Raw genomic sequence first — 25362 nt, forward strand, 5'->3', positions numbered from 1 at the left:
GCTCGGTATTTGGCGGATCATGTGGCCCGGCAGGAGCCCCCGGAGGCCTGGCGGCGATCGCGTTCACGCGGCCCGTCGTATGCGTCGTCCACCGGCCCGTCGGTGGCATGCGCCCGCCACCCGAGACCGTCATCTGCTCCAGCCCACCTCGTACACCTCGACGCCGTCCCCGTATGCCGCATTACGCCACTCACGACCCGGGCCGAGGCGCTTGCCGGATCGGTCGGTCCGGGCTCAATCGTCATTACCCAGCCTGAACAAGAGGTGGGGACTCCCCTCTCCGACCGGACAAGCCTCAAGGGCGAGCACCGGCCCTCCGAACCCCACCGGACCGCCGTCCCCTCGGCTGCACCGCGAACCGGCTTCCGCTTGACAGAACCCCTTATCGGCAACACTGTAACCATTATGAGTACCTGGTCTGAGCCGCAGCCCGATTCCCGGTTCGTCGTGGTGGACGGTCTGCGGATCCACTACAAACGCGCCGGACAAGGCCCGGCACTCGTACTGCTGCACGGCAGCGCTTCGTCGCTCCAGCACTTCGACCGTGCGGCGGGACCGCTGTCGGAGTCGTTCGACGTCATCCGCCCCGACCTGCCCGGGTTCGGCCTGACCGGCCCTCGCAAGGACCGCGACTACCGCATCCCGACCTACACGGCGACGGTGGCGGGTCTGCTGGAGACGCTGGAGGTTCCCCGCTACGCGGTGGCCGGCAATTCGCTCGGGGCAACATCGCCTGGAACCTCGCACTGGACCATCCGGAGCGGCTGACCGCTCGGCCGTCGGTCCACGTTCAACCGTCGTGGACGAGGCCATGATCGACCGGGCCTACGAGCTCATGAGCCGACCTGGGAACCGCTCAGCCTTCGTCGACTTCTGCAACACCGACCAGCCCGACCGCTCCGCGCAGATTTCCCGCATCGCAGTGCCCACGCTCGTGCTGCGCAGCGCGGGCATCGACGGCCAGCACTTCACCCGCGACATCCCCGGCGCCAAGGAGCTGGTGCATCCCCACGGCGGTCACCTGCTGACGGAAGAGGAACCCCAATGGGTCGCGGACGCGATCGCCGAGTTCCTCGGCTCTTCCGCCGGCACCCCCACGAACTGACGCCAAGGAGTCCCGTTCCATGAAGTACTTCGTCGCATCGGGCGAGGACCGCCGGCTCACCGCCGAAGCACGGCAAGGCATGCCCGGCAGCTTCATCGAGCTGTCCGACGGCGTCACACACTACGAACTGACAGGCCCCGAGGACGGGGACGTCATCGTGATGGCGGGCGGACTGACCATCCCGTTGTTCTACTGGGACGGCCTTGCCACCGGACTGAACGCCCGCGGGCTGCGGACTCTGACCTGCAGCGCGTACGGCCGCGGTTACTCGGACCGAGTGCGGGCGCGATACGACGAGAACCTTTTCGCGCGACAGCTTGCCGAACTGACGGACCGGCTCGACCTGACGGCGTGGCCCCTGCATCTCGTCGGCACCTCCATGGGCGCACTGGTCACCATGACCTATGCGGCCCAGTACCCCTCATCCGTCTCCACCCTCACCGTCGTCGGCCCCGCCGGTCTCACGAAACCGCGGCCGGTCTCTCCCCACCGGCTGCTGCGCAACGACTGGCTGGCCGGCCTCATCGCCCGGCGGCGCGGCCTGCAGATACTCCAGGGACACCTCGGGCACAACGTCCGCGACCCGGACCTCGGCGCGGAACTGACGGAGATGGTCCTCGACGCCTTCCGCTACGAGGGTTCGCTGTATGCGGTCTTCGACACACTGCAGCACCTGCAGGTCTCCGGCCGTGACGACCTCCTCCGGCAGACGCGGGCGCTGGGCATACCGACACTGCTCCTGTGGGGCGACGAGGACAACGTCACGCCACTGGTCCACTTCGACACGGCACGCGGGCTGCTCAAGCCCCAGCACCACCACGTGATACCCCAATGCGGCCATATGGCACCGTTCGAACGGCCCAGCGCCGTCGCCGATCAGATCGTCCCGTTCGTGGCGGCGCGCACCGAAAGGCTCGACTCATGAACAGCCCACATGTCATCGACGTGCTGGTCATCGGCGCGGGGCCCACGGGCTCCGCCGTGGCGATCGACCTCGCACGACGGGGACTCGACATACGGATCGTCGACAGGTCCCCCCACGCCTTCGACGGTTCCCGCGCCAAGGGCGTGCAGCCCCGCAGCCTCGAAATCCTCGAAGATCTTGGTGCTCTTGACGATGTACTGGCCGGCGGCAGCGTCTACCCCAAGCTCGGGCTCCGTGCGGGCCCCCTCGCCGTGCCATGGAAGATGTTCCCGCCGAGGGAGGCCACCCCGGACGTTCCCTACCCGAACACCTGGCTCATCCCTCAGTTCCGCACGGACCGCGCCCTGCACGCCCGGCTCGACGAGCTCGGCCACGTGATCGAGTTCGGCAGGGAATTGACCGAGCTGACGCAGGACGAACACTCGGCCGTCGCCAAGGTGGCCGGCGCGGACGGCACGGAAGAGATCGTCGCCCGCTACGTAGTAGGCGCCGACGGTGGTTCCAGTGCCGTGCGCAAGCAGCTCGGCGTCGGGTTCGTCGGGACGACGGACGAAAGCGACCGGATGCTCATCGTCGATGCCTCGGTGACCGGTCTGGCCCGCAACCGGTGGCACATGTGGCCCGGCCGGGGCGGCAGGTTCATCGGCGCCTGCCCGCTGCCCGACAGCGACATGTTCCAGTGGATGATCCGTCTCACGCCGGACGAGGAACCGCCGTCGACGAAGGACGACATCCTGCGGCGGATCCACGACCACACCCACAACCGGCGCATTCAGCTGCACGACATCCGCTGGACGTCGGTGTTCCGGCCCAACATCCGCCTGGCGGAGAGCTATGGCCAAGGACGTGTCTTCCTCGCCGGTGACGCCGCGCACGTTCACACCCCGGCCGGCGCCCAGGGCCTGAACACCGGTATACAAGACGGTTACAACCTCGGCTGGAAGCTCGGCCAGGTCCTCGCCGGGGCGGACCCGGCGCTGCTGGAGACCTACGAGGCCGAACGGCAGCCGATCGCCGCCGGGGTCCTGGGGCTGTCCACGGACAAGTGGGGCGGCATCGCAAAGCTCGACCCGTCGAGCATGAAGCGAGGCAAGGACGAGCAGCAGCTCACCCTGACGTACTACGGCGGCCCGCTCGCCCCCGTCGACGGCATGCGCACCGGGACGCTACGGGTGGGTGACCGCGCTCCGGACGCCGAGCTTCTGGGCGCCGACGGCATCAAGGCCCGGCTGTTCGACGTCTTGCGCGGGCCGGACTTCACCGCCATCGCCTACGGCCCCGGCGCCGCCCGGGACCTCGAACAGCTCGCCTGGCCGACGACGGGCGCCCAGCTGAAGCGACTCGTCGTCGGACCGGCAGCCACAGACGGCTTCGCCTTCTCCGACCCCAGGAACACGCTGCAGCGTGCCTACGGCCTGACCGGCGACACGCTGCTGCTGATCCGTCCCGACGGCTACATCGGGCACATCGCCACTTCGGACTTCCTCACCACCACACAGACTGCAGTACGGACCATGACGCCGTAGGCAAGGAGCCGCACCATGTTCAACAGAGCCACATCAGCCCCGGCTCGGGCGGCGCCGCGTGAGCCGCACGCTGCTGCGCGGAGCGCAGGTCATCACCATGGCGCCGGACTGGCCGAGGCCGAACGCCTCGGCATCCTCGTCGACGGCGACCGCATCGCCGCCATCGGCGAGAACATCGGGGCGCCCGACGCCGAAGTCGTCGACTTCTCCGGCCGCATCGTCATCCCCGGCCTGATCAGCGCCCACCTGGCAGACCGCGCTGCGCTCTGCGGGCGCCGACCAGATCAACTGCCGTACGACGACCCTCGGCGACTGGTGTCGCAACGCCCTGTCGCCCGAGCACGCCGACAACGCGGTGCCGCTGCGCTGGTCGCGCCATGCACGGCGGCTCGGGTCGGGCTGTTTCCGGGAGCTGGTGGTGTTCAGCAGAAAGCTCCCTTCCCAATTGGCGGAACGATACCGGGACATGCTCACTTCTCCGGAGCTGCCGCTCACCGCGGAACAGGATCTGCCAGAAGGAGCGCTCCGCTTCTGACGCTGCAGCAGTGGATGGCCGCAGGCGCACATCGCTCGTTCGGTCAGACGTCGTCGCGCAGGCGCTCAAGCCCGCTGAGAAGAAGTTCGAGGCCGAAGGAGAACTCGTCCTCGATCGGAACGGGCATCACGGAGGCAACGGTGACGGTTGCCGGGAACAGGTCCGGATCCACGCTCTGGAAGACGGCCGCCGCCTGTGCGTCCTCGGACTGGCCCATGTCCTCGTGTTTATTGACCTGTACGGCGAATCCGAGGACATAGCGGGCCAGGGTCGCGTACGCGTGCGCGGCCAGCCGCGGCCGGAAGCCACTGTCGAGCAACACCGCGACACAGTGCTCCCGCAGTGCCATTGCCTTCGGCCCCAGGGGAACCTGCTCAACCATCAGGCGCGCCGCGTTCTGGTGCCGGGTCAGGGCGTCGAACATGGCGTGCGCGGCCGTCCGCAGCGCCTGCTGCCAGGCCATCGCGTGGAGTTCCTCGCCGTTCAGTTCCACGGCGCCGAACATGCGGTCCACGACATGGGCGATCAGCGCTGCCCGGTTGTCGAAGTGCCGGTACAGCGTCGCCGTGCCCGAGCCCAGACGCTGGGCCAGCGTCCGCATCGACAGAGCGTCGACGCCCTGCTCGTCCACGATCTGCAAGGCGGTGGAGACAATGCGTTCCAGCGGCACGGGCGGCCGCCCCGGGGAACGCCGCGCCGGTGCCCCGCCCACTCGCGCAGGACCTGCTGCCACAGAACGTCCCACCTCCTCAGCAGGCACCGTAACAGCGACACCGTATCCAGTATGAGGGCCTCATCGGTCGTTGCGATTCGGGTCCCTGCCGTCAGCTGGCGGAGAAGTAATGGCCGTTGTCCAAATCGGCCAGCAGGCTGGGCTGAGCGGGTTCCCAGCCGAGGGTCCGGCGGGTGATGAGGTTGGACGCCGGGTAGCTCTGCGTGACTATGTTCGCGAGGAACCCAAAGTATCCCGGCACCATCAGTACGTCCGCGGGAACGCTCACAGCGGGCAGGCCCAGACGGCTGCCAATGGCCTCGGCGACCTCGCGGAACGGGATCCCCCCGTCCCCAACCGCGTGCCAGTATTTGCCGGCCGGCCCCTTCTCCAGCGCCAAGCGGAACAAGGAGGCGACATCGCGGATGTGTACGGCGTTCCACAGGTTCGCGCCGTCTCCGGGGTAGCCGACGAAACCCTTCTCCTTCGCGAGCGCGATCAGCGTGGGGAGGAAGCCGGCACGATCGGTCGTGCTGTGCGCGATGTTGGCAATCCGCACGACCGAAGACCGCACTCCCCACTCGGCGAGGCCGACTACGGCGGTTTCCACGACGTTACGAACCCGCAGGGTGCCCTTGTACTCATCGCCGCCGGGAAGGGCCGGGTCCTCCTCGGTGGCCGGCCGGCCCAGGCTCCCGGGCGAGCCTATACTCCCCGCTGCGACCAGCGGCTTTCCGGTTCCCGCGAGTGCCTCGCCGTACGCGAGCATGATCGGGAGCTCCGCGGCGGCCACGGCGTCGATCCCGCCGGACGGAAGCAGGTCTTGCCTGTGCGCGACGTGGATGACGCCGTCGGCGTCCGCGGCCGCCTCCTTGAGCCCGTCGAGATCCTCGATGTCGCCGCGACGCACCTTCGCGCCGAGCGCGGACACCGCCGCCGCGGCCGTGTCCGACCGGGCCAGGCCTGTGACCTCGTGACCGGCGGCGATGAGTTCGGGGATGATGTACGAACCGGAATGGCCGGTCCCGCCAGCGACGAAAACGCGCATCGTACTGTCCTTGTGAGAGTAGGTGGAGGGGCTGTGCTCCTCGTGCCGTAGGTCGACTGGCGTGATGTGGCGCGAGAAGTGGTGGGGTGGGTGCGCTCAGCTGAGAATGCTGACGCCGAGGAAGAAGTTGGTGTGCTTGACGGAGTGGGCGACGAGGCCCAGCTGCAACAGGGCGACGTTCTCCAGCGTCCGCGCCATTGCCAGCCGCCCGGTGTCCATCGGGCGCAGTCCCAGGCTCTCGATGAACGCCGACACGCGTGTCTTTGCCTGCGCGTCGTCGCCGGCGATGAACACGTCCAATAGGCGACCCTCGGCTGGGCCGGCCGCCAGAACATGGGAGAACAGGGTGTTGAACGCCTTGACGACGTGCGCGCCAGCGGGGGCGCCCTTCGCGATCTCCTGCGCGCCGGAACTGCCGTCGGGGGTGACAAAGCCCTGGAAATCGGGGGAGACGGGGTTGGTGATGTCGATGATGACCTTGCCGTTCAGTGCGTCCCCGTACTCGCTCACCACCGCCGCCGCGCTGGCGTACGGCACGGCGAGGACAACGATGTCCCCGGCCGGGGCGGCGCCGGCCGTCCCGACAGTAGCGCCGCCGAGCGCGGCGGCCACTTCCTTGGCCTTGGCCGGGTCGCGGCCGATGATCTCGACGGCGTTGCCGCCGGCGAGCGCCCGGTCGGCCAGGGCGCCGGCCATGTCTCCCAGGCCGATAATGCTGATGCTGCTCATTGGTATGCCTGCTTTCTGGAACTGGAAAGGGACGCCATGCCCACCCCCGTTATTAACGGTTGTGTCGTCGACGCCGTCGAATGACGCGATGCGCGGCGCTCAATTCCTGATGTGCCCAATTCCGAGCCTGGGCCCTGCTATCAGGTTCCGACGTCGAATTTGTACCGAATCCGCTTCGGCCCTTAGGTACCTGTTCAGGTTGTCATTGGCCTGAGTGGGTGTCCAAGACCTATTTCAGTCGTGGTGATATCCTGAAGGCATCACCGGACTGGGAGGCGCCATGGATTTGGACCTGCGCAAACTGCGCTACTTCGTCGCCGTGGCCGACCAGTTGCACTTCGGCCGCGCCGCCGATGAGCTACATATCGCGCAGCCGGTGCTCAGCCGGCAGATCCGCGCGCTCGAGCAGGATCTCGGCGCGTCGTTGTTCACCAGGGATCGCCACGGCGTAGCACTGACCGACGCGGGCCGACAACTGCTGGCCGACGCCGGTCCGCTGCTCGCCTCCGCGCACGCGGTCCGCCGCCGGGTGTCCGTGGCCGCCCGCGGCATCCGGCGGCTGGTGGTCGGTTTCCGGGCCGGCATCCCGGTCATCCCGGCGGCGCGGGCGTTCGAGGCCCGGCACCCGGACGTGGTCGTGGACGTGCAGCGGATCGAATGGGACGACCAGGCCCCGATGCTGCTCGACGGCCGCATCGACGTCGGCTATGTGCGGCTGCCCATCGACGAGGCCGGTCTGCGCGTCACCCCGCTGTACACCGAGCCGCGGGTGGCGGTGCTGCCCGTCGGCCACCGGTTGGCCGGCAAGGAGGAGGTCACCGAGGCCGACCTGGCCGGCGAACCGCTGGTCTGGCATGCCGACCCGAGCACGCAGCCCACCAGGCGCCCGCACCCTGACGCCGGGTACCTGGTGCGCGGAGTGGACGAGACGCTCGAGCATGTCGCGGCCGGCCGGGGCATCTCGTTCCTGGCCCGTTCGGCGACCGTGTTCTACTCACATCCGGACGTCATCTATGTGCCCATCCCGGGTCTGGCGCCCGACCAGGTGTGCCTCGCGGTGGCGGCATCGCGCACGTCGCCGGTGGTCGACGACTTCGTCACCGCGGCTCAGGCGACGGCCGAGATCACGGCAGAATGTGGGAACTACGAAATGTGGCAGCTTGGAATCGATGCCCTTTCAAAGCATGGTGAGCAGCCCGGCTGACAAGAGCAGAGCCAACAGGGGGCACGCGGTCACAGCAATGGCGAAGGCATTGAGCTCGGGGCGGAGGCGATGTTGGCGCACAATGAGAACCGACATCGTCGCGCGGCCGCTTCTCGGATGATGAAAATCATGATCTCGTTGAAGTCGTCAAAGGCATTGTCGATCAATTCCGCGAGACACTTCCACTCCTCGATTTCAATCTCACCGAGCATGCGGAAAATTTGCGCGGATGGTGTGAGCCACATGTCGCGCTGACGTCGACGATGCGAGCGGCTGCGGGGTGGACGTGGGCTGTCGAGCGTCACACTGCCGCAAAACTCGCGCGGGACAGATCGTGAACCGACCGGGGAGACCGCCCGGTCGGCGAGCACCCTCTGCAACCAGTTGCGTTCCGCCGTGGCCAGGTGCTCGACGCTGTCACAGCGCTGATTGACCGGGCAGCCACTCACCACGACGAAATGCCGCCTTCGACGAGACAGTACCCACGCCTTGAGGTGAAGCGGGGCGGCTCCAGCACACGCACGGACGATGGCGCGTACTCCCCCTTGACCGGTGTTCCCGTGCATGTCTCGTGCGTGCACGGTCGCCTCCACCAGCGGTGCGCGAGTGTGTGGATGAAACGATGCGTCAGCCTATTGACGCCACTCATCAACTTTCATACATTGCCACCGCATTAACAGTTTGAAACGATTCAACCCGACGGATGGTCGTCCGACCCGCCGCAGACCTCGACCGGACGGGTGCTCCCGTCCGCGTCCGCCGCTCACCGAGCCGTCCTGCTTCGCCCGACGCGTGTGAAGGAGTACTCCGTTGGCCAGTCAGACCACACCCCCCGCCCCCGGCTCACCCGGTTCGCCCGACTCCGGTTCGCGCACGCTCCACGAGGAATCCCCGGTCAGCAGACGCGGTTTCCTCGGCACGGCGTCGGCGCTGGCGGCGGGTGCTCTCGCTGCGGGAGCCGTCGGCACGTTCGCCGGCCACGCGCAGGCGGCCACCGGAACACCCCCGGTCGCGCCCGTCGGGCTGTCCCCGGCCCACTGGATCTGGTACCCGGAAGGAGATCCGGGCTCCGACGCCCCCGCCGGACACCGCTACTTCCGCACAAGTTTCACCGTCGCCGAGGGCGACGTGACCGACGCACAACTCGTCGTCACCGGGGACGACTCCGTCGACGTATGGCTCAACGGCAAACCCCTCGCCGCCTCCCCCAGAATCGCCCAGTCGTGGCGCGAGGCACTGTACGTGGACCTGCGGCCCGCCGTGACCGCGGGGACCAACACCATCGCGCTGGCGAGCCGGAACGAGGGCGGCTCGGCCGGTGTCATCGGACGGGTCCGGGTGCTGACCACCGGTGGCACGACCGATGTCGTCACCGACGGCCGCTGGTCGGCGGGCAAGGACGTGGCCGCAGGATGGGAACAGCCCGGTTTCGCCGACGACGGCTGGCCGGCCGCCCGGGATCTTGGCGCCTACGGCACGGCCCCCTGGTACTCCCGGGTCGCCGCGCCTGACCTCTCGTCACCGTCCCCGTTGAGCGTGGCCGCGTGCACCGTGGAGCATCGTGCCCTCCCCCTGGGCGTGGACGCGGCCCACCCGCGCTTCGGCTGGATCCTTGATTCGAAGGAGCGGCAGCAGCGCCAGGGCGGTTATCGGATCCAGGTCTCGTCCACGGCCGACGGCTCCGGCGATCTGTGGGACAGCGGGCGTGTCGCGTCCGACCGGCAGATCGACATCGCCTACGCCGGCAGGCCCCTGAAGAGCCTGACCCGCTACTTCTGGCGGGTGCGCGTCTGGGACACGCAGGGCCGGGCAGCCTCCTGGAGCAAGCCGAAGTGGTTCGAGACCGGGCTCCTCGCGCCCGCGGAGGAGTGGTCCGCCGCGTTCATCGGACGGCCGCCGGGCCCGGATCTCTCGGGGGCCACCTGGATCTGGTACCCGGAAGGCGATCCCGCGTCCGAGGCACCCGTCGCGACCCGTTATTTCCGGCGAACCTTCACGCTGGCGGACGTACCCGGCGCCGCCGGCCTGATCGTCACCGGGGACGACACCGCGGACGTCTGGGTCAACGGCACCCGGGTGAGCGCCTCACGGCGCGTGACCGACTCGTGGAAGAGCGCCGCGACAGTCGATGTCACCGCGCATCTCAAGAGCGGCGCCAACATCCTCGCGGTCGCGAGCCAGAACACGAGCCCCTCGCCGGCCGGGCTCATCGCCAAACTCACGGTGACGGGCGGCCCGACGGTGGTCACCGACGACGCGTGGAGGTCGCACCAGGATCCGCCCACGGACTGGCAGAGCCCCGGATACGACGACAGCGCCTGGCCCGCCGCACGCGCGCTCGCCTCCTACGGCAACGGCCCGTGGGGATCGAACGTGCAGGTCGTGCAGCCTGCGCCGATGCTGCGCAAGAGCTTCAGCGTGCGGGGACGAGTCGCCTCGGCACGGCTGCTGACCACCGCGCTGGGTCTTCACGAGACCCGGCTCAACGGCTCGAAGGTCGGCGAGGACGTGCTGGCCCCCGGGTGGACCGACTACGCGAAGCGCCTTCAGTACAAGGTGTTCGACGTCACCGCGCACATCCGGCGGGGAGCCAACGTGCTCGGCGCCTGGCTCGGCAACGGCTGGTACTCCGGCAACCTGGGCTTCGCCGGCAGTCGGCATTACGGCACACAGCCGTTCTACGGCGCACAACTGCTCATCACCTACACCGACGGATCCACCCAGCTCGTGACGACCGACCGCAGCTGGAAGACGGCCACCGGCGCGATCACCGCGGACGATCTGTACCAGGGCGAGGCCTACGACGCGCGCCTGCACGTCGAGGGCTGGGACTCGCCGGGCTTCGACGACAGCGCCTGGACCACCGTCGCCGTCCACGACGGGGCCGTCCCCCGGCTGGTGGCGCAGGTCGACAACGGTGTCACCGTGCAGCAGGAACTCCGTCCGGTGTCGGTGGCCGAGCCGCAGCCGGGGGTGTGGATCTTCGACATGGGGCAGAACTTCGCCGGCTGGAACCGCATCGCGGTCCGCGGCGACGCCGGCACCACGGTCACCGTCCGGCACGGCGAGGTTCTCAACCCCGACGGCACGCTCTACACCACCAACCTGCGCGCCGCCCAGGCCACCGACTCCTTCGTCCTCGCCGGCACCGGGAGCGTGGAGACGTACGAGCCCCGGTTCACCGTCCACGGCTACCGTTACGTCGAACTCAGCGGGCTGCCGTCCGGTTTCCGGCCCGACCGCACCACCGTCACCGGTCGCGCCGTGTGGACGGATGCCCGGCAGCCGGGCACGTTCAGCGCATCCGACGCGCTGCTCAACAAGCTCCAGCACAACATCGTGTGGGGCGAGCGAAGCAACATGCTCTCGATCCCGACCGACTGTCCCCAACGAGACGAGCGTCTGGGCTGGACGGGCGACATAGCCGCCTTCTGCGCGACCTCCACCTTCAACCTGGACACGCACACGCTCCTCACCAAGTTCGTCGACGACCTGGCGGACGCCCAGCAGGCGAACGGCGCCTTCCCGGATGTCGCGCCCGCGGTGATCGGCGGCTCCGGCACGGCCGGCTGGGGAGACGCGGGAGTGATCATTCCGTACACGTTGTGGCAGCGCTTCGGCGATCTCGGCGTCGCGGACAGGCATTTCACGGCCATGGCCCAGTGGGTCGACTATCTGCGCGCCACGTCCGGCAGCGACCTGATACGCGATCAGCAGACCTTCGGCGACTGGCTCAACGTCAACGACAACACGGCCCAGGACCTCATCTGCACGGCCTACTTCGCCTGGTCGGCTCGCCTGGTGTCGCGCATGGCCGCCGCCACCGGCCGTAGCACCGAGGCCGCTGCCTACGGGCAGCTCGCCGACCAGGTAACGGCCGCCTTCCGCGCCCGCTTCGTCTCGAACGACGGCACGGTCCGCGGCAACACCCAGACCGGCTACGTGCTGGCCCTGGCCTTCGAGTTGCTGCCCGCTTCCCTGGTCCGGGCGGCAGCGGACAAGCTCGCCGCAAAGGTCGCGGCCACGGACGGACACCTCAGCGTCGGTTTCCTCGGCGTGGAGAACCTCCTGCCCGTGCTGGCGGACCACGGTCATGTCGACACCGCGTACCGGATCCTGCTCCAGCGCGGCTTCCCCGGCTGGGGCTACATGATCGACCACGGGGCCACCACGATCTGGGAGCGCTGGGACGGCATCCGCACCGACGGCTCGTTCAACGACCCGGGCATGAACTCCTTCAACCACTACGGCCTCGGCTCGGTCGGCGACTTCCTCTACCGCCAGGTCGGCGGCCTCGGCCCGGCGACCCCTGGTTACGCCTCCCTGCGTATCGCGCCGCGGCCGGGCGGCGGCCTGACCTCCGCTGTCAGCGCGTACGACACCCCGTACGGCAGCGCGGCGAGCAACTGGGCCATCGCCGGCGGCCGGTTGAGGCTCCACGTCACCGTGCCCGTCAACACCTTCGCCGCCGTCACCGTGCCCACCTCACGGCCGGAGTCGGTCGTCGCCCCGGCACAGGCCGTCCCGGCGGGCCCGGCGACCTACCATCTGCCGGCCGGGCAGTACACCTTCACGGCGGCCGTCTGACCAACCGGAACGCACACGGGGACGGGGCACACGCGCCGTCCCCGCACAGCCGCCACGGCCGTCAGGCCGTGACCGCGCCATCCGGTGTGCCGGGCGTGTAGCGGGCCCGCATGGCGTGGCCGGCGGCAGGGCCGGCCGTGAACACATAGGTCCGGCTGTCGTCGAGGCGGCGGCCGGTCTTGGCGTCGACGACCACGGGTTCGACTTCTTCGCCGCTGTCGGCGTCGACCAGGACCATGCTGCGCTGTTCGGGGGCGAGGCGGGAATTGCCCCACGCGGCGAGCGTGATGATCACCGGGCGCAGGGAGCGGCCAAGGTCGGTGAGGACGTACTCGTGGCGGACCGGGTTGGTCTGGTACGGGCGGCGTTCCAGCAGGCCGTCGGCGACGAGCCTCTTCAGGCGTGCGGTGAGCATGCTGGTGGAGATGCCGAGGTTCTCCTGGAACTGGTCGAAACGGGTGTACCCGTCGAAGGCGTCGTGGAGGAGCAGGAGCGTCCACCATTCACCGACGTGCTGCGCGGTCGTGGACAGCGGGCACTCGAGGTCCTCTGCCCTGATGCGGCTTGTCAAGGTTGACCACTCCCAGCGAGTTACTGCTAAAGTCGAAGTTACTAGCTTCTATTTTAGCAGTAACGAGGGGCGTGGAGCACCTGCCTGCCCGCGTCCGAGAACGGGACTCACCATGACCACCCCCACCGCAGCAGTCAGCGAATCCCTGCAGGGCCGACGCGCCCTGGTCACCGGCGGCACGAAAGGAGTCGGCGCAGCCGTCGCCCGGCGGCTGGCCCAGGCCTGCGCGACCGTGCTGGTGACGGCGCGCAGCCGACCGGACGACGTCCCGGCCCCGGACATGATCGCCGCGGACCTGGCCTCCCCCGAGGGGGCCGCCACCGTGGTCGAGGAAGCCCTTCACCGTCTCGGCGGCATCGACATCCTGATCAACAACCTGGGCGGCTCGGACGCGCCGTCGGGCGGATACGCGGCGCTCGACGAGGACGACTGGGCCAGGGAGCTGAACGTCAACCTCCTGGCCGCCGTCCGCCTGGATCGCGGCCTGCTGCCCGGCATGATCGAGTCCGGACGTGGCGTCATCATCCACGTCTCCTCGATCCAGCGCCGCATGCCGCTGTGGAACGGCACCCTCGCCTACGCGGCAGCCAAGGCCGCCCTGACCACCTACAGCAAGGGGCTGGCCAACGAGGTCGCGCCGCACGGTGTCCGCGTCAACACGGTCGCCCCCGGTTTCGTCCGGACCACCGCCGCCGACCACCTTGTCGCCCGTATCGCCGAGAACGCGGGCACCACCCAGGAGGCGGCCCTGAAACAGCTCATGGACTCCCTCGGAGGTATCCCCCTGGGCCGTCCCAACCGTCCCGAGGAAGTCGCCGAACTCGTCGCCTTCCTGGTCTCCGACCGCGCCTCCGCCATCGTCGGCGCCGAGCACATCATCGACGGCGGCACCATCCCCACGGTGTGACCCCTCCCCCCAGGAAGCCACCATGCACACCGACCAGCCCCAGAACATCGACGCCGACGCCCTCCCCGAAGTGATCACCCGCTACCTCGACGCCCACCGCGTCCGCGACACCGCCACCGCGCGCAGCGCCTTCCATCCGGGCGCCAGCGTGACCGACGACGGCAAGACCCACCGGGGAGCCCCTGCGATCGAGACCTGGCTGACGCGTGCCGCCGGCGAGTACACGTACACGACCGAACTCACCGGCGCGCAGAAGGTCGACACCGACCACTACGTCGCCACCCAGCACCTCGAAGGCAACTTCCCGGGCGGAGTGGTGGACCTGCACTACCGCTTCACCCTCGGCGACGGCCTCATCGTGAACCTCCTCATCGAACCCTGACACGCGGCTCTCTTTGAGAAGTGACAACGATAAATCCGATGTGCGTGAGCTGTTGGACTCGGGAATCGAGCCGGGGCACAGTAGGCACGTTCGCTCCCCGAACGGCATCAAACCCACTGTCACCTGCGGAGACCCCCATGAACCACGTCGCGGACCCCGACCGGTACAACGGCACGATGCGCTACCGGCGCACCGGGCGTTCGGGCCTCGACCTGCCCGTCCTGTCGCTGGGCTACTGGCACAACTTCGGTGACGACCGGTCGTTCGAGAGCCAGCGGGACATCGCGTTGCGCGCCTTCGACCTCGGAATCACTCACCACGACCTGGCCAACAACTACGGGCCGCCCTACGGCTCCGCGGAACTCAACTTCGGGCGGCTGCTGAAGCAGGACCTCGCACCGTACCGGGACGAGCTGGTCGTCTCCACGAAGGCCGGCTGGGACATGTGGCCCGGCCCCTACGGCCAGGGCGGTGGCTCCCGCAAGTATCTGCTGGCCTCCCTCGACCAGTCCCTGCAGCGCATGGGCCTCGACTACGTCGACATCTTCTACTCCCACCGCCTCGACGCGAGCACGCCCCTGGAGGAGACGATGGGCGCGCTGGACACCGCCGTCCGCCAGGGCAAGGCGCTGTACGTCGGGATTTCCTCCTACGACGCCGAGCGCACCCGGCAGGCCGCCGCGATCCTGCGGGAACTGGGGACGCCCCTGCTCATCCACCAGCCGTCGTACAGCATGGTCAACCGCTGGATCGAGACGGACGGGCTGCTCGACGCGGCGCAGGAGGAGGGCTTCGGCGTCATCGGGTTCACAGCGCTCGCGCAGGGCCTGCTCACCGGGCGCTACCTCGACGGCATCCCGGAGGACTCGCGGGCCGCGGCCGGCACGTCGTTCGACGCGGACTGGCTGTCGGACGACATGGTGAACAGGCTCCGCGCACTCAACGACATCGCCCAGCGCCGTGGGCAGAGCCTCGCACAGATGGCACTCGCCTGGGCACTGCGTGACAAGCGGGTCACCTCGCTGGTCATCGGCGCGTCCCGTACCGAACAGCTCGAGCAGAACGTCGCCGCGCTGGAGAACCTGGAGTTCACCTTGGAGGAGCTGGCCGAGATCGACACGTACGCCGTCGACGGCGGCGTCGACCTGTGGCGGGACGCCCGGACCGGAAAGATGAACTGAGGCCATACCTGTGTCGGGCCGGTGGCGGCCGTGCCGAACGGGTCTCCCCGTGGCGGTGCCGGACCCCGCCGGCGCACGGTCAGGCGAAGGCGAGCGAGCGGAACGTGTCGCGGATGTGGATGAGGGGTCCGTAATCCGTGGTGTAGTAACGCGCGTTGGTCAGCAGGACCGCCCAGCGGCCCTGTTTGGGGGACAGCCATGCGCCTGCCGCGCCGGAGCCGCAGTGCTCCCAGCTGTCGTCGGTCCCTGAGGCCGTTCCCGGGGCCGGGCGCCAGAACAGGCCGCCTGCGGGGGTGAGTTCGCCGGTCTGGGCCCGCAGCGACTCCTTGATCCAGGCGGTGCCGGGGCCCGGTCGGCCGGTGTCCTGTCCCGGCTGGAGCAGGTGGCGGAGGAAGGCCGCGAGGTCGGGGAGGGCGGAGAAGACTCCGGAGATGCCGCAGACTCCGCCGAGCAGGCGCGCTGACGAGGCGTGGGCGGTACCCCTCAGGCGGGACCCCGTGAGGTCGTCGACCTCGGTCGGCGCGCAGTGGGCGGCTGCTTCGCCGGGCAGGGGGCCGTAGCGAGTGCGGGTCATACCCAGGGGCCGCCACACTTCGGTGGCCGCGAGGACGTCGAGGCTCTGGCCGGAGAGTTCTTCGGCGAGGTAGCCGAGGACGAGGGCGGCCCGGGCGGTGTACTCCACGGCCTCTCCGGGCGGGCAGCGCACGGCATCGTGGAGGACGCCGGCGCGAATGTCCTGGGGGTCGGTGCCGTACAGGTCCATCAGGTCGGTCCGGAGAGGGATGCCTGCCGTATGGGTGAGCAGGTGGCGGATGCTCACCCGGCCCAGCGGATGGCCGCGCACCTCGGACCAGAAGTCACCCAGTTGCTCGTCGAGGTGCAGCTTGCAGTCTTCGACGAGGGATCCGATGGTCGACCACACCGCGAGGACCTCCGTGAGGCCTTCGACGTCGAAGACGGTGTCGTGCCGCATCGGTTCGTCGGGCTGGTCGGGATCCAGGACCCCCGGGGTGCCGAGGACCATGTTTCCGGAGCGGTCACCGACGGCCCAGACGGCGCCGGGGTAGACCTTGTCGCGGACACCTTCGCCGACGCACTGGCGGATGCGGTCGATGTCGAGCTCGAGGGCCATGGTCTCCCGATCTGTCCTTGTCCGTGCAGTCTCCGTCGCTCAGCGTAGTGAGACGAGTGGGGAGGTCCCGACTGCGCCACGGCGGGCGGGCGCACTGTTCGCAGAGGTCGCGCGCCTGCCGCCGGGGCGGTGAGCGGGCGCCGCCCCGCCGACCGGCTGAGGTCGCGCCGCCAACCGGCGGGTTCTGTGCGCCGGCCGCCGGAAGGCAGGCTCCCCGGGGGTACGCATCGACCGGGGCACGTGAGGAGCGGAGCGCACATGATCCGGGTACTGGTGGTCGATGACGAGGCCTTGATCCGCACGGGTTTCACACACATCCTCGAGGCGGCGGACGACATCGAGGTGGTCGCGGCGGTACCCGGCGGCCAGGCCGTGCACACGGTGCGGGAACTGCGCCCCGACGTCGTCCTGCTCGACATCCGGATGCCTGACGTGGACGGCCTCACCATCCTGGCCGATCTCCGCCGCATGCCGGAGCCCCCGGTGGTCGCCATGCTCACCACGTTCGACACCGATGAGTACGTGGCGACCGCTCTGCGTTCGGGCGCCGCCGGATTCCTGCTCAAGGACACCGATCCCGAACAGCTTCCCTACCTGGTGCGCACCCTCGCCGAGGAGGGGACAGTACTGTCGTCGAAGGTCACTCGCCTGGTGGTGGGCGGCTACCTCGACAACAGCGTTCGTGAGCCCACCGCCGTCCGTCTCACGGCCCGGCTCACCGAGCGCGAGCGTGCCGTGCTCGTCCTCATGGCGGAAGGACTCGCCAACAACGAGATCGGCGAGCGGCTGCACCTGAGTACCGGCACCATCAAGGGCCACGTGACCAGCGTGCTCGGCAAACTGCGGGTGAGCAGCCGCGTCCAGGCGGCTCTGATCGCCGAGCGCGCGGGCCTGCTCGCTCACGCGCAGGACGAGGGCGCCCGGTGAACCGCCGGCAGCCGCGGGCCGCGCTCGTCGACATCGCTCTCGTCGGTATCGCGCTGGCGGACACATGGGTTCACGTCGACCTCCGGGACTGGCCGACCACGGCCTGCGCGGTGCTCGGCGCCCTTGCCCTGGTGCTGCGTCACCGACTGCCCCTGACGACCTTCCTCCTCACGCTCCCCACCGGCCTGGTCACCGACGCGGTGGTCGCCCCCATGACCGCGCTGTACACGCTGTCCTCGCTCAACCGCCACCGTCTCCTGCTGGCCGGCTGCGCACTGCTCTACGCCATCATCGACTTCCTGCCCTGGCCGTGGTCGTCCCTCGACGCCACCGAGCTGTCCCAGACGAACAGCCTGTTCCATCTCAGCTACACCCTGGCCACCGCTGCCGCTCCCGTCTTCCTGGGCCAGCTCGTCCAGGCCCGACGCGAGCTGTCGCTGCGGCTCGCCGACATCTCCGAGGCCCGCAAGCAGGAACGGCTGCTGACCGCGCAGAGCGTAATGGCGAAGGAGCGCGCCCAGCTGGCCCGGGAGATGCATGACGTGGTCTCCCACCAGGTCAGTCTCATCGCCGTACAGGCCGGAGCGCTCCAGGTGGGCGGCCGGGACGCCGAGACGAGACAAGCCGCGGCCACCATCCGCCGACTGAGTGTGCAGACCCTGGAAGAACTGCGGCACATGGTCGGCGTCCTGCGGGCATCGGGCAGCAGGCCCACGGAGCTCACCCCGCAGCCTTCGCTCGCCGACCTGGAGCATCTGCTGGAGGCCGGAGGTATCGAAGCGAAGCTGGAGATCGATCTGCCCGAGGAGCCTCCGCCCACGGTTCAGCGCGCCGTCTACCGAACCGTGCAGGAAGCACTGACCAACGTCCGCAAGCACGCCCCCGGCGCCAGCGTGACCGTCCGTATCGAGGTCAGGGACGGTACCCTCCGCGCCACGGTCACCAACACCGCCCCCACCCGAAGCGCGCTCGCCCTGCCGAGCGCCCACCACGGCCTGGCGGGACTGGCCCAGCGCGCGGAGCTCCTCGGCGGCACCGTCACATCCGGCCCCACGGCTGAGGGTGGCTACGAGCTCCGCCTCCAATTGCCCCATGATCGCAACCGGTGAAGGCCGCCGAGACAACCATCCACGCGTTCGCAGGACGCGGGCGGGGGGCCGTCCCTGCCTCGTCCCCGCACACTTCCCGCTCTCCCCGTGCTCCTGCCGACGCTGTGGCCGGCACTCCGGCTGTCACCAGCCGCAGGGGGAGGTCGGCCGGTCGGCGGGGTGGTTTCGGACACCTGGCGGATGGTGCTGCCGGGGGGCCTGGACCGACTGTTGAGCACGTGAGGTACGACGTGTCGGCAGCGGTCCACACCGTCTGAAGCCACGCCCGGCCAGGAAAGGGGCACACCCCATGTCGATTCACCTGACGCTTCTGTGCGCGCCCGGCGGTGACCCCACTGTGGACCCGCTCCTCGCAGACGCCCATCTCAGCGAGGACGGCATACGCATGGCAGGCGCCGCGAGAGCAGTGCTCTCTCCCTGCGAGCCGGCCGTCCGGGCGCCTTCGATCCGTTGCTCGGAGACTGCTGACGCCATGGGTCTCATGGCATCGTCCGAGCCCATGCTGCGCGATCTCGACGTGGGCAGGTGGTCCGGTCGCACTGTCGGCGAAGTCGTCGCAACCGACCCCGCCGGGTTCACCGCCTGGCTCACGGATCCGGATGCCACGCCGCACGACGGAGAGTCCGTACGACAGCTCTGCCGCCGGTCGGCGGACTGGCTGAGCAGTATGGCGCCGCACACGGGCCACGCGGTCGCCATCACTGAAGGAGCCGTCATCAGGGCCGTGCTCATCGATGCCCTGGCCGTACCGGCAAGAGCTTTCTGGCATCTCGCCGTGCCACCCCTGCGCGCGGTCTCCCTCACCTGGCGAAGCGGTTGCTGGGACGTCCAGTTCGGCGGCGTATCGCCGCAGGAGCCCCGGCGTCGACTTCTCTCTCAACGTGCGATGCTCGCGACGGGTAGGGCCTGACCAGGGCATTCGAGGCAAGGATGCGGTGCGACGGTGCGGGTCGCATTGAAGTCCCAGCCGGTGTTCTCCGCGGTCCGGTTGGCGACCGCGCCCGCGACCGACACGTAGGAGATGCCGACCTCGGCCTGCACGACCGGGTTGCTCGTGGTGTGGCTCACGGCCATCCGGGGCATCATCACGCGGCACCCGTACGGCGACGCATCCCTGATGCCGGACGAGACAACGGTAACTGGGCACGCCACGCGCTTGCCCGGCGCCGACGATGGTCACCATCGGCGCCGGGTGCCAGTCACGGCCTGAGCCGGGTCCCGTTTCGTTAACCGGGCCGCGAACGCCGTCCCGGCCCGGCTCAGGGCGCCAGCACGACCCTGCCGAACACCTCCCCCGCGTCCATCTTGCGGTGGGCCTGCACCGCCTGCTCCAGCGGCAACACTTCGTGCACGACCGTGCGCAGGTCCCCGTGCGCAGCATCGGCGAACTGGGACGACCGCACGGCCTGCTGTTCGGGGCCGGGCACGGTGTCGGAGCTGAAAGTGGCGAACGACAACGACCTGCGGAAGGCGTCCATCAGCCGCATGCCGAAGTCCACCGGCGGCTGGCCGCCGACCACACCGACAGCCACATACCGCCCGTTGGAGTTCAACTTGTCCAGGAAAAGGGGAAGCTGGGAACCCCCCACGACATCGATGACCACGTCGAAGCCCGTCAGTGCGTCCGGGCCGCCCTTGCCGGAGCGGTCAAGGACATGGGTCGCGCCCAGGTCCCGCAGGCGGGCGCCACGCTCCACCGACGAGGTGGTGACCGCCACCACGCTCGCGCCGTCCCTGGCTGCGAGCTGGACCGCCGTAATCCCGATGCTGCCCGCCGCACCGCGCACGAGCACCGTCTCGCCGGGCGTGAAACGGGCCCGGGCCAGCGCGAAGTGGGCGACCACGCCGGAGCCTCCGAGGGTGACCGCGTCGGCGCCGGTCAGACCGTCGGGCAGCGCAAGGACGTCCTCGACAACGGCGACGGCCTGCTCGGCATACCCACCGGACAGACCGGTGAACGCCCACACCCGCCGCCCGATCCACGAGGAGTCCACGCCCTCTCCCACCGCGGTGACCCGTCCCGCGACCTCGCTGCCGAGGAGATGGCCCTCCCGGAAACCGTAGGCGGCGAGCGTTCCCCGGCGGATCACGGCGTCCACGCCGCCTACCCCGATCGCCTCCGTGGCGATCTGCACCTGCCCCGGGGCAGGAACGGGCACGGGCACATCGACGACGTCCAGGCCATCGGGGTCTCCGAACGTCCTGATCAGGACGGCTTTCATCTCTGCTCCTCGGGTCGGTGGAGGGGACGGATCGCAGCTGCTGCGGCCGCGGGCGTCGAGCCGGCCCCCACAGCCGGGGCATCACCGGCGAAGTGCCGGGACAGGGCGGCGGCACCGCCATCGGACCGTAACGGACGCCCCCGTCCGCTTGGCTAAAGTGAGAAACGATGACCAGCCATTTGCCTCAGACTGTGCGCTCCGACGCCCGCGACAACCGGGCCCGCATCCTGGACGCCGCCCGCGCGGTCTTCGGCGAAGAGGGGCTGAGTGCGCCCATGCGCGAGGTCGCCCGGCATGCAGGCGTCGGCCCCGCAACGCTGTACCGGCACTTCCCGACCAAGCAGGCACTGATCGCGGAGACCTTCGCCGAGCAGCGGCGAGCCTGTGATGCCGCCATCCGCGACGCTCTTACGGACGCGGACCCATGGCACGGATTTCGGAGCCTGATCGAGCGGATCTGCGAACTCCACGCGCACAGCCGGGGATTCGCCGACGCCTTTATGACGGCATTCCCCGAGGCCATGGACCTCGCCGCCGACCGGGAGCGGACTCTGCGTGCGGTCGGCGAACTGGCCCGCCGCGCCCAGGAGAGCGGCCATCTGCGCCCCGGCTTCGTCGTCGACGACCTGATCCTCATGCTCATGGCCCACCGGGGCCTCCAAGACACGCCGCGTGCCGTCCGGGTCAAGGCCTCCCGCCGCTTCGCCGCCTACGTGATCGAGGCGTTCCGCGCCGCACCAGAAACGAAAGCGCATACGCCGCTGCCGCCAGCACCACGCCTGCAGCTCACGCACTCGCCCGGCACGCCATGATTCCGTCACCTGGAGGCCCGTCAATCCTTCCAACCCAACGGCCTTGTCGGGTCCCTGGCAGCCAGGTTGGAAGGGGCTCCCTACGTTGTTCTGCGGGAGGCGGTGAGCCCTTCGTATGGTTCACCCACCCAGGGCACCGGGTGTGGTTCAAAAGGCTCTGCCACCGATGGCTCGCACTGATTGGCCGCCCGGTGCCCCACGACGACTCAGTGCCGGCATGCGGATGGGGTTACCAGTCGGTCCGCTTCGTTTCCACGGAGGCTGGCGTTGATCTCGCCTGCTTTCGGCGGCGGTTGAGTACGTCGACAAGTGTGACCAGGTCTGCGGCGCCGCGGAGTCGTCCGCATAGCGGGTGGTCTGAAGAGGACCGACCTCTGGAAGGACGACGTCCTCACGGCCCAGGATGTGGACCAGGGTCAGCAGAGCCGCGCGGGCATTGCCGTCAGTGAACGGGTGAAAGAACGCAACGTCGAGGTAAGCGCGGGCCGCGCGGGCCGCCAGCGGGAGCTCCGCCTCGGTCGCCTCGCGCAGGCAGGTGGCAAAGTGGGCCTGGGTGTGCGAGGTCAGGGCGTAGCGCTCGCGCCCGGCCTTCGCATAGGCGTCGTTCGCGCGGAACGGTGCCTTTGTTACGCCCAGGACTTCGCGCTGCCAAGCGGACAGCAGCGTGAAGTCCAGTGGGGCACGGCGTGCGGCATCGGCACGGGCCAGGGCATGGGCGGTGAGCAGACGCTTCGCACGGATGGGGTCTCGCCGGCGGACCGGCCCTTCGCACCACACCCGGAATCCATCAGTCGCAGGCGGAAACCGCCGTAGGGCGGGTGCTCCCCCTCCCCAGGGTTCCCACCGACCGCCGCGGGCCGCCCAGGCGGCGTCGCGTTCGGTCAGGGTCCCGGCCGACGCCCGGGCGTAACGCAGCGTCCGTCTCGGAGCCGAGCCCGAGCCACTGCGGAAGGCTCGGGCGATGTGGGACACCGCCGCCCCCGGGCTCACCACCGCGGTGGAGGCCACGGGCGCCGACCGCAGCCGATGCGTGGCCGACACCGTCCACCGTCTGCTCGGCCAGTGATCCACGGGAACGGGAACGGCCGCGGGACCGACCGGGCGCCGGTCAGGCCGCCCGGACCCGCCCGACCTCCCCACCCGGAAGCCGCGCACAAGGCCGTCGAACAACTCGCCCCGGTTGTCCGGAGGGTCACGGCCACAATTCCGGGCCGGGCACGGACGCGAGATCCAGAGCGGGCCCACGGGCCGGAAGCTGCCGGCGCTGTCGGTCGCCTCGGGCTGCCGCCCGACGGGCGTGCGATATGTTGCCCGCCATGACTGAGCTTGGCCCCCTCCCCTGGCCGCCTGGCCCGATCAGGACCGAGCGGCTTGTGCTCCGCGAGGCCGAGGCCCGCGACCGTGCGGCATTCATCGAGCTGTTCGCCTCGCCAGAGGTGGGCACCTATATCGGTGGCCCCCGACCGCGTGTCGAGCTCGAGCGCGCGGTGCCTGAGGTGCCCGGGCAGCGTCCCGGCCTCTTCGTGATCGATCTCGACGGAGCGATGGTCGGCATGATCACGCTCGACCGGCGCGACGCAGAGCGTCCGGGACACGTCCGTCCGGATGCCGGGCAGACCGAACTCGGCTACATGTTCCTGCCGCAGGCGTGGGGATACGGGTACGCCGCCGAGGCATGCGCAGCGGCACTCGACTGGTTCGCCGACGTGCTTCCCAGCGAGCCGGTGGTGCTCTGCACCCAGACGGCCAACGACCGCTCGATGCGCCTCGCGGCGAAGCTGGGGTTCACCGAAGTGGAGCGGTTCGAGGAGTGGGGCGCCGAGCAGTGGTTCGGTGTGTGGTCCTCGACCACGCCGTTCGGTTGAGTCCGTCCTCGACAACGCGGGATCCGCAAGGGCCGTTTCGACCGGCCGTCAGCCTTGGCGAGCCCCTCGACTCCGTCAGAACACACCGGACAACTGCGATACGAGTTCCTGCCGCCCCGAGTCCGGACATCATCGTGGGCGGCGAGTTGGCTTTCCGTCGGAGGCGCCGGGCGGTGCTTCATGGGACAGTTCGGCACCCCGAGCCGCCTCACACGGTCTGAGGCTGGATGACCGGGTGGAGCGTACCGAGGCTGAGCTATACACCGATCCGGGGAACGATGCGGTCGTCCGTCTGCATGCACCCAGGTTCCCCTGGCGTGTTGATCCAGCGCGATTCCCTGTCGATCATCCGCGGAGGTGGCCTGCGTCGTGAATCCGGACCCGAACCTCGTGGGGTGGCAGGCCGTGGTCGTCGACAACAACTCGGCGGTGTCCGACTCGGCTTGAGGTGCCGCTGGTGTCTGATCTTTGTACCGTGCGGCGACCGAGCCGTACCCTGGGCTTTCCGATCGTCGTGGTCAGTTATTCGAGATCCTGTGGGGATGGCCGCGTACTCGAGGGCGTGCCGGCGAAAGCCGGGAGCGAGCCCGTGGCATGCCGCTCCAGGACGGCCGTGTCCACCAGCGACCCCGCCGACGATGCGATCATGGTGAGGTGGAGAGTCGCGGCGCCGACCGTACGCCACGCCCATCGTCTCTCGCGCCACCTGCGGTGCAGCTATCAGGGCGGGGGGGGCACAACCGTCACTCAACTGCGGTCAACTGACTTGCTGACCCGCTGAAACGTGGCTTTGCTCGATGGGCGTCGCCTGATCGAGCTTTCTGTCGCCTGGAAACTCGGCGTGCGTGGATGAGCCGCTGGGGCCCGGGCCGCCCGCTGTACGCCGCCCGGTAGCATTCCGTCGCATGACGAGGCGGGGGTGGCGGCCGGGTGCCGTGGCGGGAGTTGCGGTGCTGGCGGCGATCTGCGCCTCCGGTCCAGAACACCCGGAGGTCATCCGCACGGCGTCGGACCTCGGCCCCCTGCCGGCCGACCGCTACGACTACACCCCGCAGGACTACCAACGATCGCAGCGGGCCTCGGCGTTGCTGACCCGGCAGTGCATGGCGGAGCGTGGCCACTCGAACTTCCCGCTCGACCCCCGCTACCCCGGCGACCCCGTCGTCGCCACCGCGGTCAGCACCGACTACGGCGCCCTGGATCTCACCGCCGCCCGCCGCTGGGGCTACGGCTGGGACCCGGCAAAGCCCCTGGTCCTCCAACCGCAGGGCCGCCGGATGACCAACGCTGAGTATGCGGACCTGCCCGCCTGCAACACCGCGGCGAGCCGGCGGCTGATGCGCGGCATCGACGTCAAGCAGGACTGGCTCTACGCAAGCACACGGGCGATCGAGGTCGACAAGGCGGTCAAGCGCGACCCGCGCCTCCGCGCGGCCTGGGATGAGTGGTCCCGCTGTGTGGCAGAACAAGGGTTCACCCGCTATCCCGACCCCGTCGCGGCGTACACGGACGACGCATGGCAGCGGGGCAGTGACGGCAACACCCGGCATACGCCGCGGGAGCGGGCCACGGCCGTCGCGGACGTCACTTGCAAGCGCCGCCACCATACGGCCGAGCTCTGGCACTCTGTACGGGCGCAGAAGCAGGCCGTGGACATCAGACAGCACCGCGACCGTTACGCCGCCGGGTTGCAGGCGCTGCGCAGGTACCGGACCAACATCACCGAGGTGCTGCGGAAGCTCGGCTAGCGGGGGCGCCGACGCCTAACAGTGAGCCCCGCGAGCGCCGACGGACACGCGGCAGCCGCCCAGCGGAGTGACCTTGCGTCCCGCGCATTCCGTCACCCCGAGCACCACGTTCCGTCGGTTCCCAGCTGTCGGTAA

At 69.4% G+C, this 25362-nt stretch carries 23 protein-coding genes and 1 pseudogene; 14 read left to right on the forward strand and 10 right to left on the reverse strand.

Translation table 11 applies throughout. The features are described 5' to 3' along the window. The first annotated feature begins 405 nt into the window (after positions 1 to 405). The 3 genes and pseudogenes from ACZ7OO_RS39765 to ACZ7OO_RS39775 all read left to right on the forward strand — a co-directional run bounded on the left by ACZ7OO_RS39765 (position 406) and on the right by ACZ7OO_RS39775 (position 3556). Positions 406 to 1105, forward strand: a pseudogene (locus ACZ7OO_RS39765) (alpha/beta fold hydrolase). 19 nt (positions 1106 to 1124) lie between these two features. Continuing rightward, complete coding sequence (locus ACZ7OO_RS39770) at positions 1125 to 2030, forward strand: alpha/beta fold hydrolase (protein ID WP_471512286.1); 906 nt, start codon at positions 1125 to 1127, stop codon at positions 2028 to 2030. Further along, positions 2027 to 3556 (forward strand): FAD-dependent oxidoreductase, encoded by a 1530-nt coding sequence (locus ACZ7OO_RS39775; RefSeq protein ID WP_471512287.1) that lies wholly within the window; start codon positions 2027 to 2029, stop codon positions 3554 to 3556. Before ACZ7OO_RS39770 ends, ACZ7OO_RS39775 begins: the two co-directional genes overlap by 4 nt. Before the next feature lie 33 nt (positions 3557 to 3589). Here the strand turns inward: ACZ7OO_RS39775 and ACZ7OO_RS39780 are convergent, their stop codons facing one another. The 4 genes from ACZ7OO_RS39780 to ACZ7OO_RS39795 form a co-directional block, all read right to left on the reverse strand. After that, positions 3590 to 4051 (reverse strand): hypothetical protein, encoded by a 462-nt coding sequence (locus ACZ7OO_RS39780; protein ID WP_471512288.1) that lies wholly within the window; start codon positions 4049 to 4051, stop codon positions 3590 to 3592. A gap of 83 nt (positions 4052 to 4134) precedes the next feature. Beyond that, a complete protein-coding gene (locus ACZ7OO_RS39785; protein ID WP_471512289.1) occupies positions 4135 to 4761 on the reverse strand; it encodes a TetR/AcrR family transcriptional regulator in 627 nt (208 codons plus the stop codon). Positions 4762 to 4915: 154 nt separating this feature from the next. Continuing rightward, positions 4916 to 5851, reverse strand: coding sequence for an SDR family oxidoreductase (locus tag ACZ7OO_RS39790; protein ID WP_471512290.1), 936 nt, complete (start codon positions 5849 to 5851; stop codon positions 4916 to 4918). Positions 5852 to 5947: 96 nt separating this feature from the next. Then, positions 5948 to 6580: an NADPH-dependent F420 reductase gene (locus ACZ7OO_RS39795; protein WP_471512291.1), complete on the reverse strand. Its 633-nt coding sequence runs from the start codon at positions 6578 to 6580 to the stop codon at positions 5948 to 5950. A 280-nt stretch (positions 6581 to 6860) separates the two neighbouring features. On the opposite strand from ACZ7OO_RS39795, the gene ACZ7OO_RS39800 reads away from it, so the two are divergent. After that, positions 6861 to 7784 carry a LysR family transcriptional regulator gene (locus tag ACZ7OO_RS39800; protein ID WP_471512292.1) on the forward strand — a complete coding sequence of 308 codons (924 nt, stop codon included), beginning with the start codon at positions 6861 to 6863 and terminating at the stop codon, positions 7782 to 7784. Positions 7785 to 7813: 29 nt separating this feature from the next. Here the strand turns inward: ACZ7OO_RS39800 and ACZ7OO_RS39805 are convergent, their stop codons facing one another. Beyond that, a complete protein-coding gene (locus tag ACZ7OO_RS39805; protein WP_471512293.1) occupies positions 7814 to 8365 on the reverse strand; it encodes a hypothetical protein in 552 nt (183 codons plus the stop codon). A 229-nt stretch (positions 8366 to 8594) separates the two neighbouring features. Here ACZ7OO_RS39805 and ACZ7OO_RS39810 point away from each other — a divergent pair, with 229 nt between their 5' ends. Beyond that, on the forward strand, positions 8595 to 12371 hold the full coding sequence (locus tag ACZ7OO_RS39810; protein WP_471512294.1) for a family 78 glycoside hydrolase catalytic domain: 3777 nt from the start codon (positions 8595 to 8597) through the stop codon (positions 12369 to 12371). A 61-nt stretch (positions 12372 to 12432) separates the two neighbouring features. On the opposite strand, the gene ACZ7OO_RS39815 is transcribed toward ACZ7OO_RS39810, so the two are convergent. Continuing rightward, positions 12433 to 12942 carry a winged helix-turn-helix transcriptional regulator gene (locus tag ACZ7OO_RS39815; protein ID WP_471512295.1) on the reverse strand — a complete coding sequence of 170 codons (510 nt, stop codon included), beginning with the start codon at positions 12940 to 12942 and terminating at the stop codon, positions 12433 to 12435. Between the two features lie 112 nt (positions 12943 to 13054). Between ACZ7OO_RS39815 and ACZ7OO_RS39820 the strand changes: the two genes are divergently transcribed. The 3 genes from ACZ7OO_RS39820 (at position 13055) to mgrA (ending at position 15412) form a co-directional block, all read left to right on the forward strand. Continuing rightward, complete coding sequence (locus ACZ7OO_RS39820) at positions 13055 to 13849, forward strand: SDR family oxidoreductase (RefSeq protein ID WP_471512296.1); 795 nt, start codon at positions 13055 to 13057, stop codon at positions 13847 to 13849. Positions 13850 to 13871: 22 nt separating this feature from the next. Next, positions 13872 to 14231 (forward strand): nuclear transport factor 2-like protein, encoded by a 360-nt coding sequence (locus ACZ7OO_RS39825; RefSeq protein ID WP_471512297.1) that lies wholly within the window; start codon positions 13872 to 13874, stop codon positions 14229 to 14231. 137 nt (positions 14232 to 14368) lie between these two features. Beyond that, positions 14369 to 15412, forward strand: coding sequence for an L-glyceraldehyde 3-phosphate reductase (gene mgrA, locus ACZ7OO_RS39830; RefSeq protein ID WP_471512298.1), 1044 nt, complete (start codon positions 14369 to 14371; stop codon positions 15410 to 15412). A 79-nt stretch (positions 15413 to 15491) separates the two neighbouring features. Here the strand turns inward: mgrA and ACZ7OO_RS39835 are convergent, their stop codons facing one another. Then, positions 15492 to 16544: a serine hydrolase domain-containing protein gene (locus tag ACZ7OO_RS39835; protein WP_471512299.1), complete on the reverse strand. Its 1053-nt coding sequence runs from the start codon at positions 16542 to 16544 to the stop codon at positions 15492 to 15494. Between the two features lie 258 nt (positions 16545 to 16802). Between ACZ7OO_RS39835 and ACZ7OO_RS39840 the strand changes: the two genes are divergently transcribed. The 3 genes from ACZ7OO_RS39840 to ACZ7OO_RS39850 all read left to right on the forward strand — a co-directional run bounded on the left by ACZ7OO_RS39840 (position 16803) and on the right by ACZ7OO_RS39850 (position 19490). Further along, on the forward strand, positions 16803 to 17471 hold the full coding sequence (locus ACZ7OO_RS39840) for a response regulator (RefSeq protein ID WP_471512300.1): 669 nt from the start codon (positions 16803 to 16805) through the stop codon (positions 17469 to 17471). After that, entirely contained in the window at positions 17468 to 18580 is a 1113-nt protein-coding gene (locus ACZ7OO_RS39845; protein WP_471512301.1) for a sensor histidine kinase, read from the forward strand. Before ACZ7OO_RS39840 ends, ACZ7OO_RS39845 begins: the two co-directional genes overlap by 4 nt. Positions 18581 to 18869: 289 nt before the next feature. Beyond that, entirely contained in the window at positions 18870 to 19490 is a 621-nt protein-coding gene (locus ACZ7OO_RS39850; protein ID WP_471512302.1) for a histidine phosphatase family protein, read from the forward strand. Here ACZ7OO_RS39850 and ACZ7OO_RS39855 read toward each other — a convergent pair. Beyond that, positions 19457 to 19654, reverse strand: coding sequence for a hypothetical protein (locus ACZ7OO_RS39855; RefSeq protein ID WP_471512303.1), 198 nt, complete (start codon positions 19652 to 19654; stop codon positions 19457 to 19459). The two genes, ACZ7OO_RS39850 and ACZ7OO_RS39855, sit on opposite strands and share 34 nt — an antisense overlap. 185 nt (positions 19655 to 19839) lie before the next feature. Beyond that, positions 19840 to 20802, reverse strand: a complete 963-nt coding sequence (locus ACZ7OO_RS39860) for a zinc-binding dehydrogenase (RefSeq protein WP_471512304.1) — start codon at positions 20800 to 20802, stop codon at positions 19840 to 19842. Positions 20803 to 20969: 167 nt separating this feature from the next. Here ACZ7OO_RS39860 and ACZ7OO_RS39865 point away from each other — a divergent pair, with 167 nt between their 5' ends. After that, the gene (locus ACZ7OO_RS39865; protein WP_471512305.1) at positions 20970 to 21614 is read left to right on the forward strand and encodes a TetR/AcrR family transcriptional regulator; all 645 of its coding nucleotides are present in this window, start codon (positions 20970 to 20972) and stop codon (positions 21612 to 21614) included. A 147-nt stretch (positions 21615 to 21761) separates the two neighbouring features. On the opposite strand, the gene ACZ7OO_RS39870 is transcribed toward ACZ7OO_RS39865, so the two are convergent. Continuing rightward, a complete protein-coding gene (locus ACZ7OO_RS39870; protein ID WP_471512306.1) occupies positions 21762 to 22391 on the reverse strand; it encodes a Fic family protein in 630 nt (209 codons plus the stop codon). A 539-nt stretch (positions 22392 to 22930) separates the two neighbouring features. Between ACZ7OO_RS39870 and ACZ7OO_RS39875 the strand changes: the two genes are divergently transcribed. Together ACZ7OO_RS39875 and ACZ7OO_RS39880 are read left to right on the forward strand one after the other, a co-directional pair. Continuing rightward, the gene (locus ACZ7OO_RS39875; protein WP_471512307.1) at positions 22931 to 23479 is read left to right on the forward strand and encodes a GNAT family N-acetyltransferase; all 549 of its coding nucleotides are present in this window, start codon (positions 22931 to 22933) and stop codon (positions 23477 to 23479) included. 905 nt (positions 23480 to 24384) lie between these two features. Then, positions 24385 to 25227 carry a hypothetical protein gene (locus ACZ7OO_RS39880; protein WP_471512308.1) on the forward strand — a complete coding sequence of 281 codons (843 nt, stop codon included), beginning with the start codon at positions 24385 to 24387 and terminating at the stop codon, positions 25225 to 25227. Positions 25228 to 25362 lie beyond the last annotated feature (135 nt).

Source organism: Streptomyces sp. NPDC111744 (assembly GCF_055634995.1).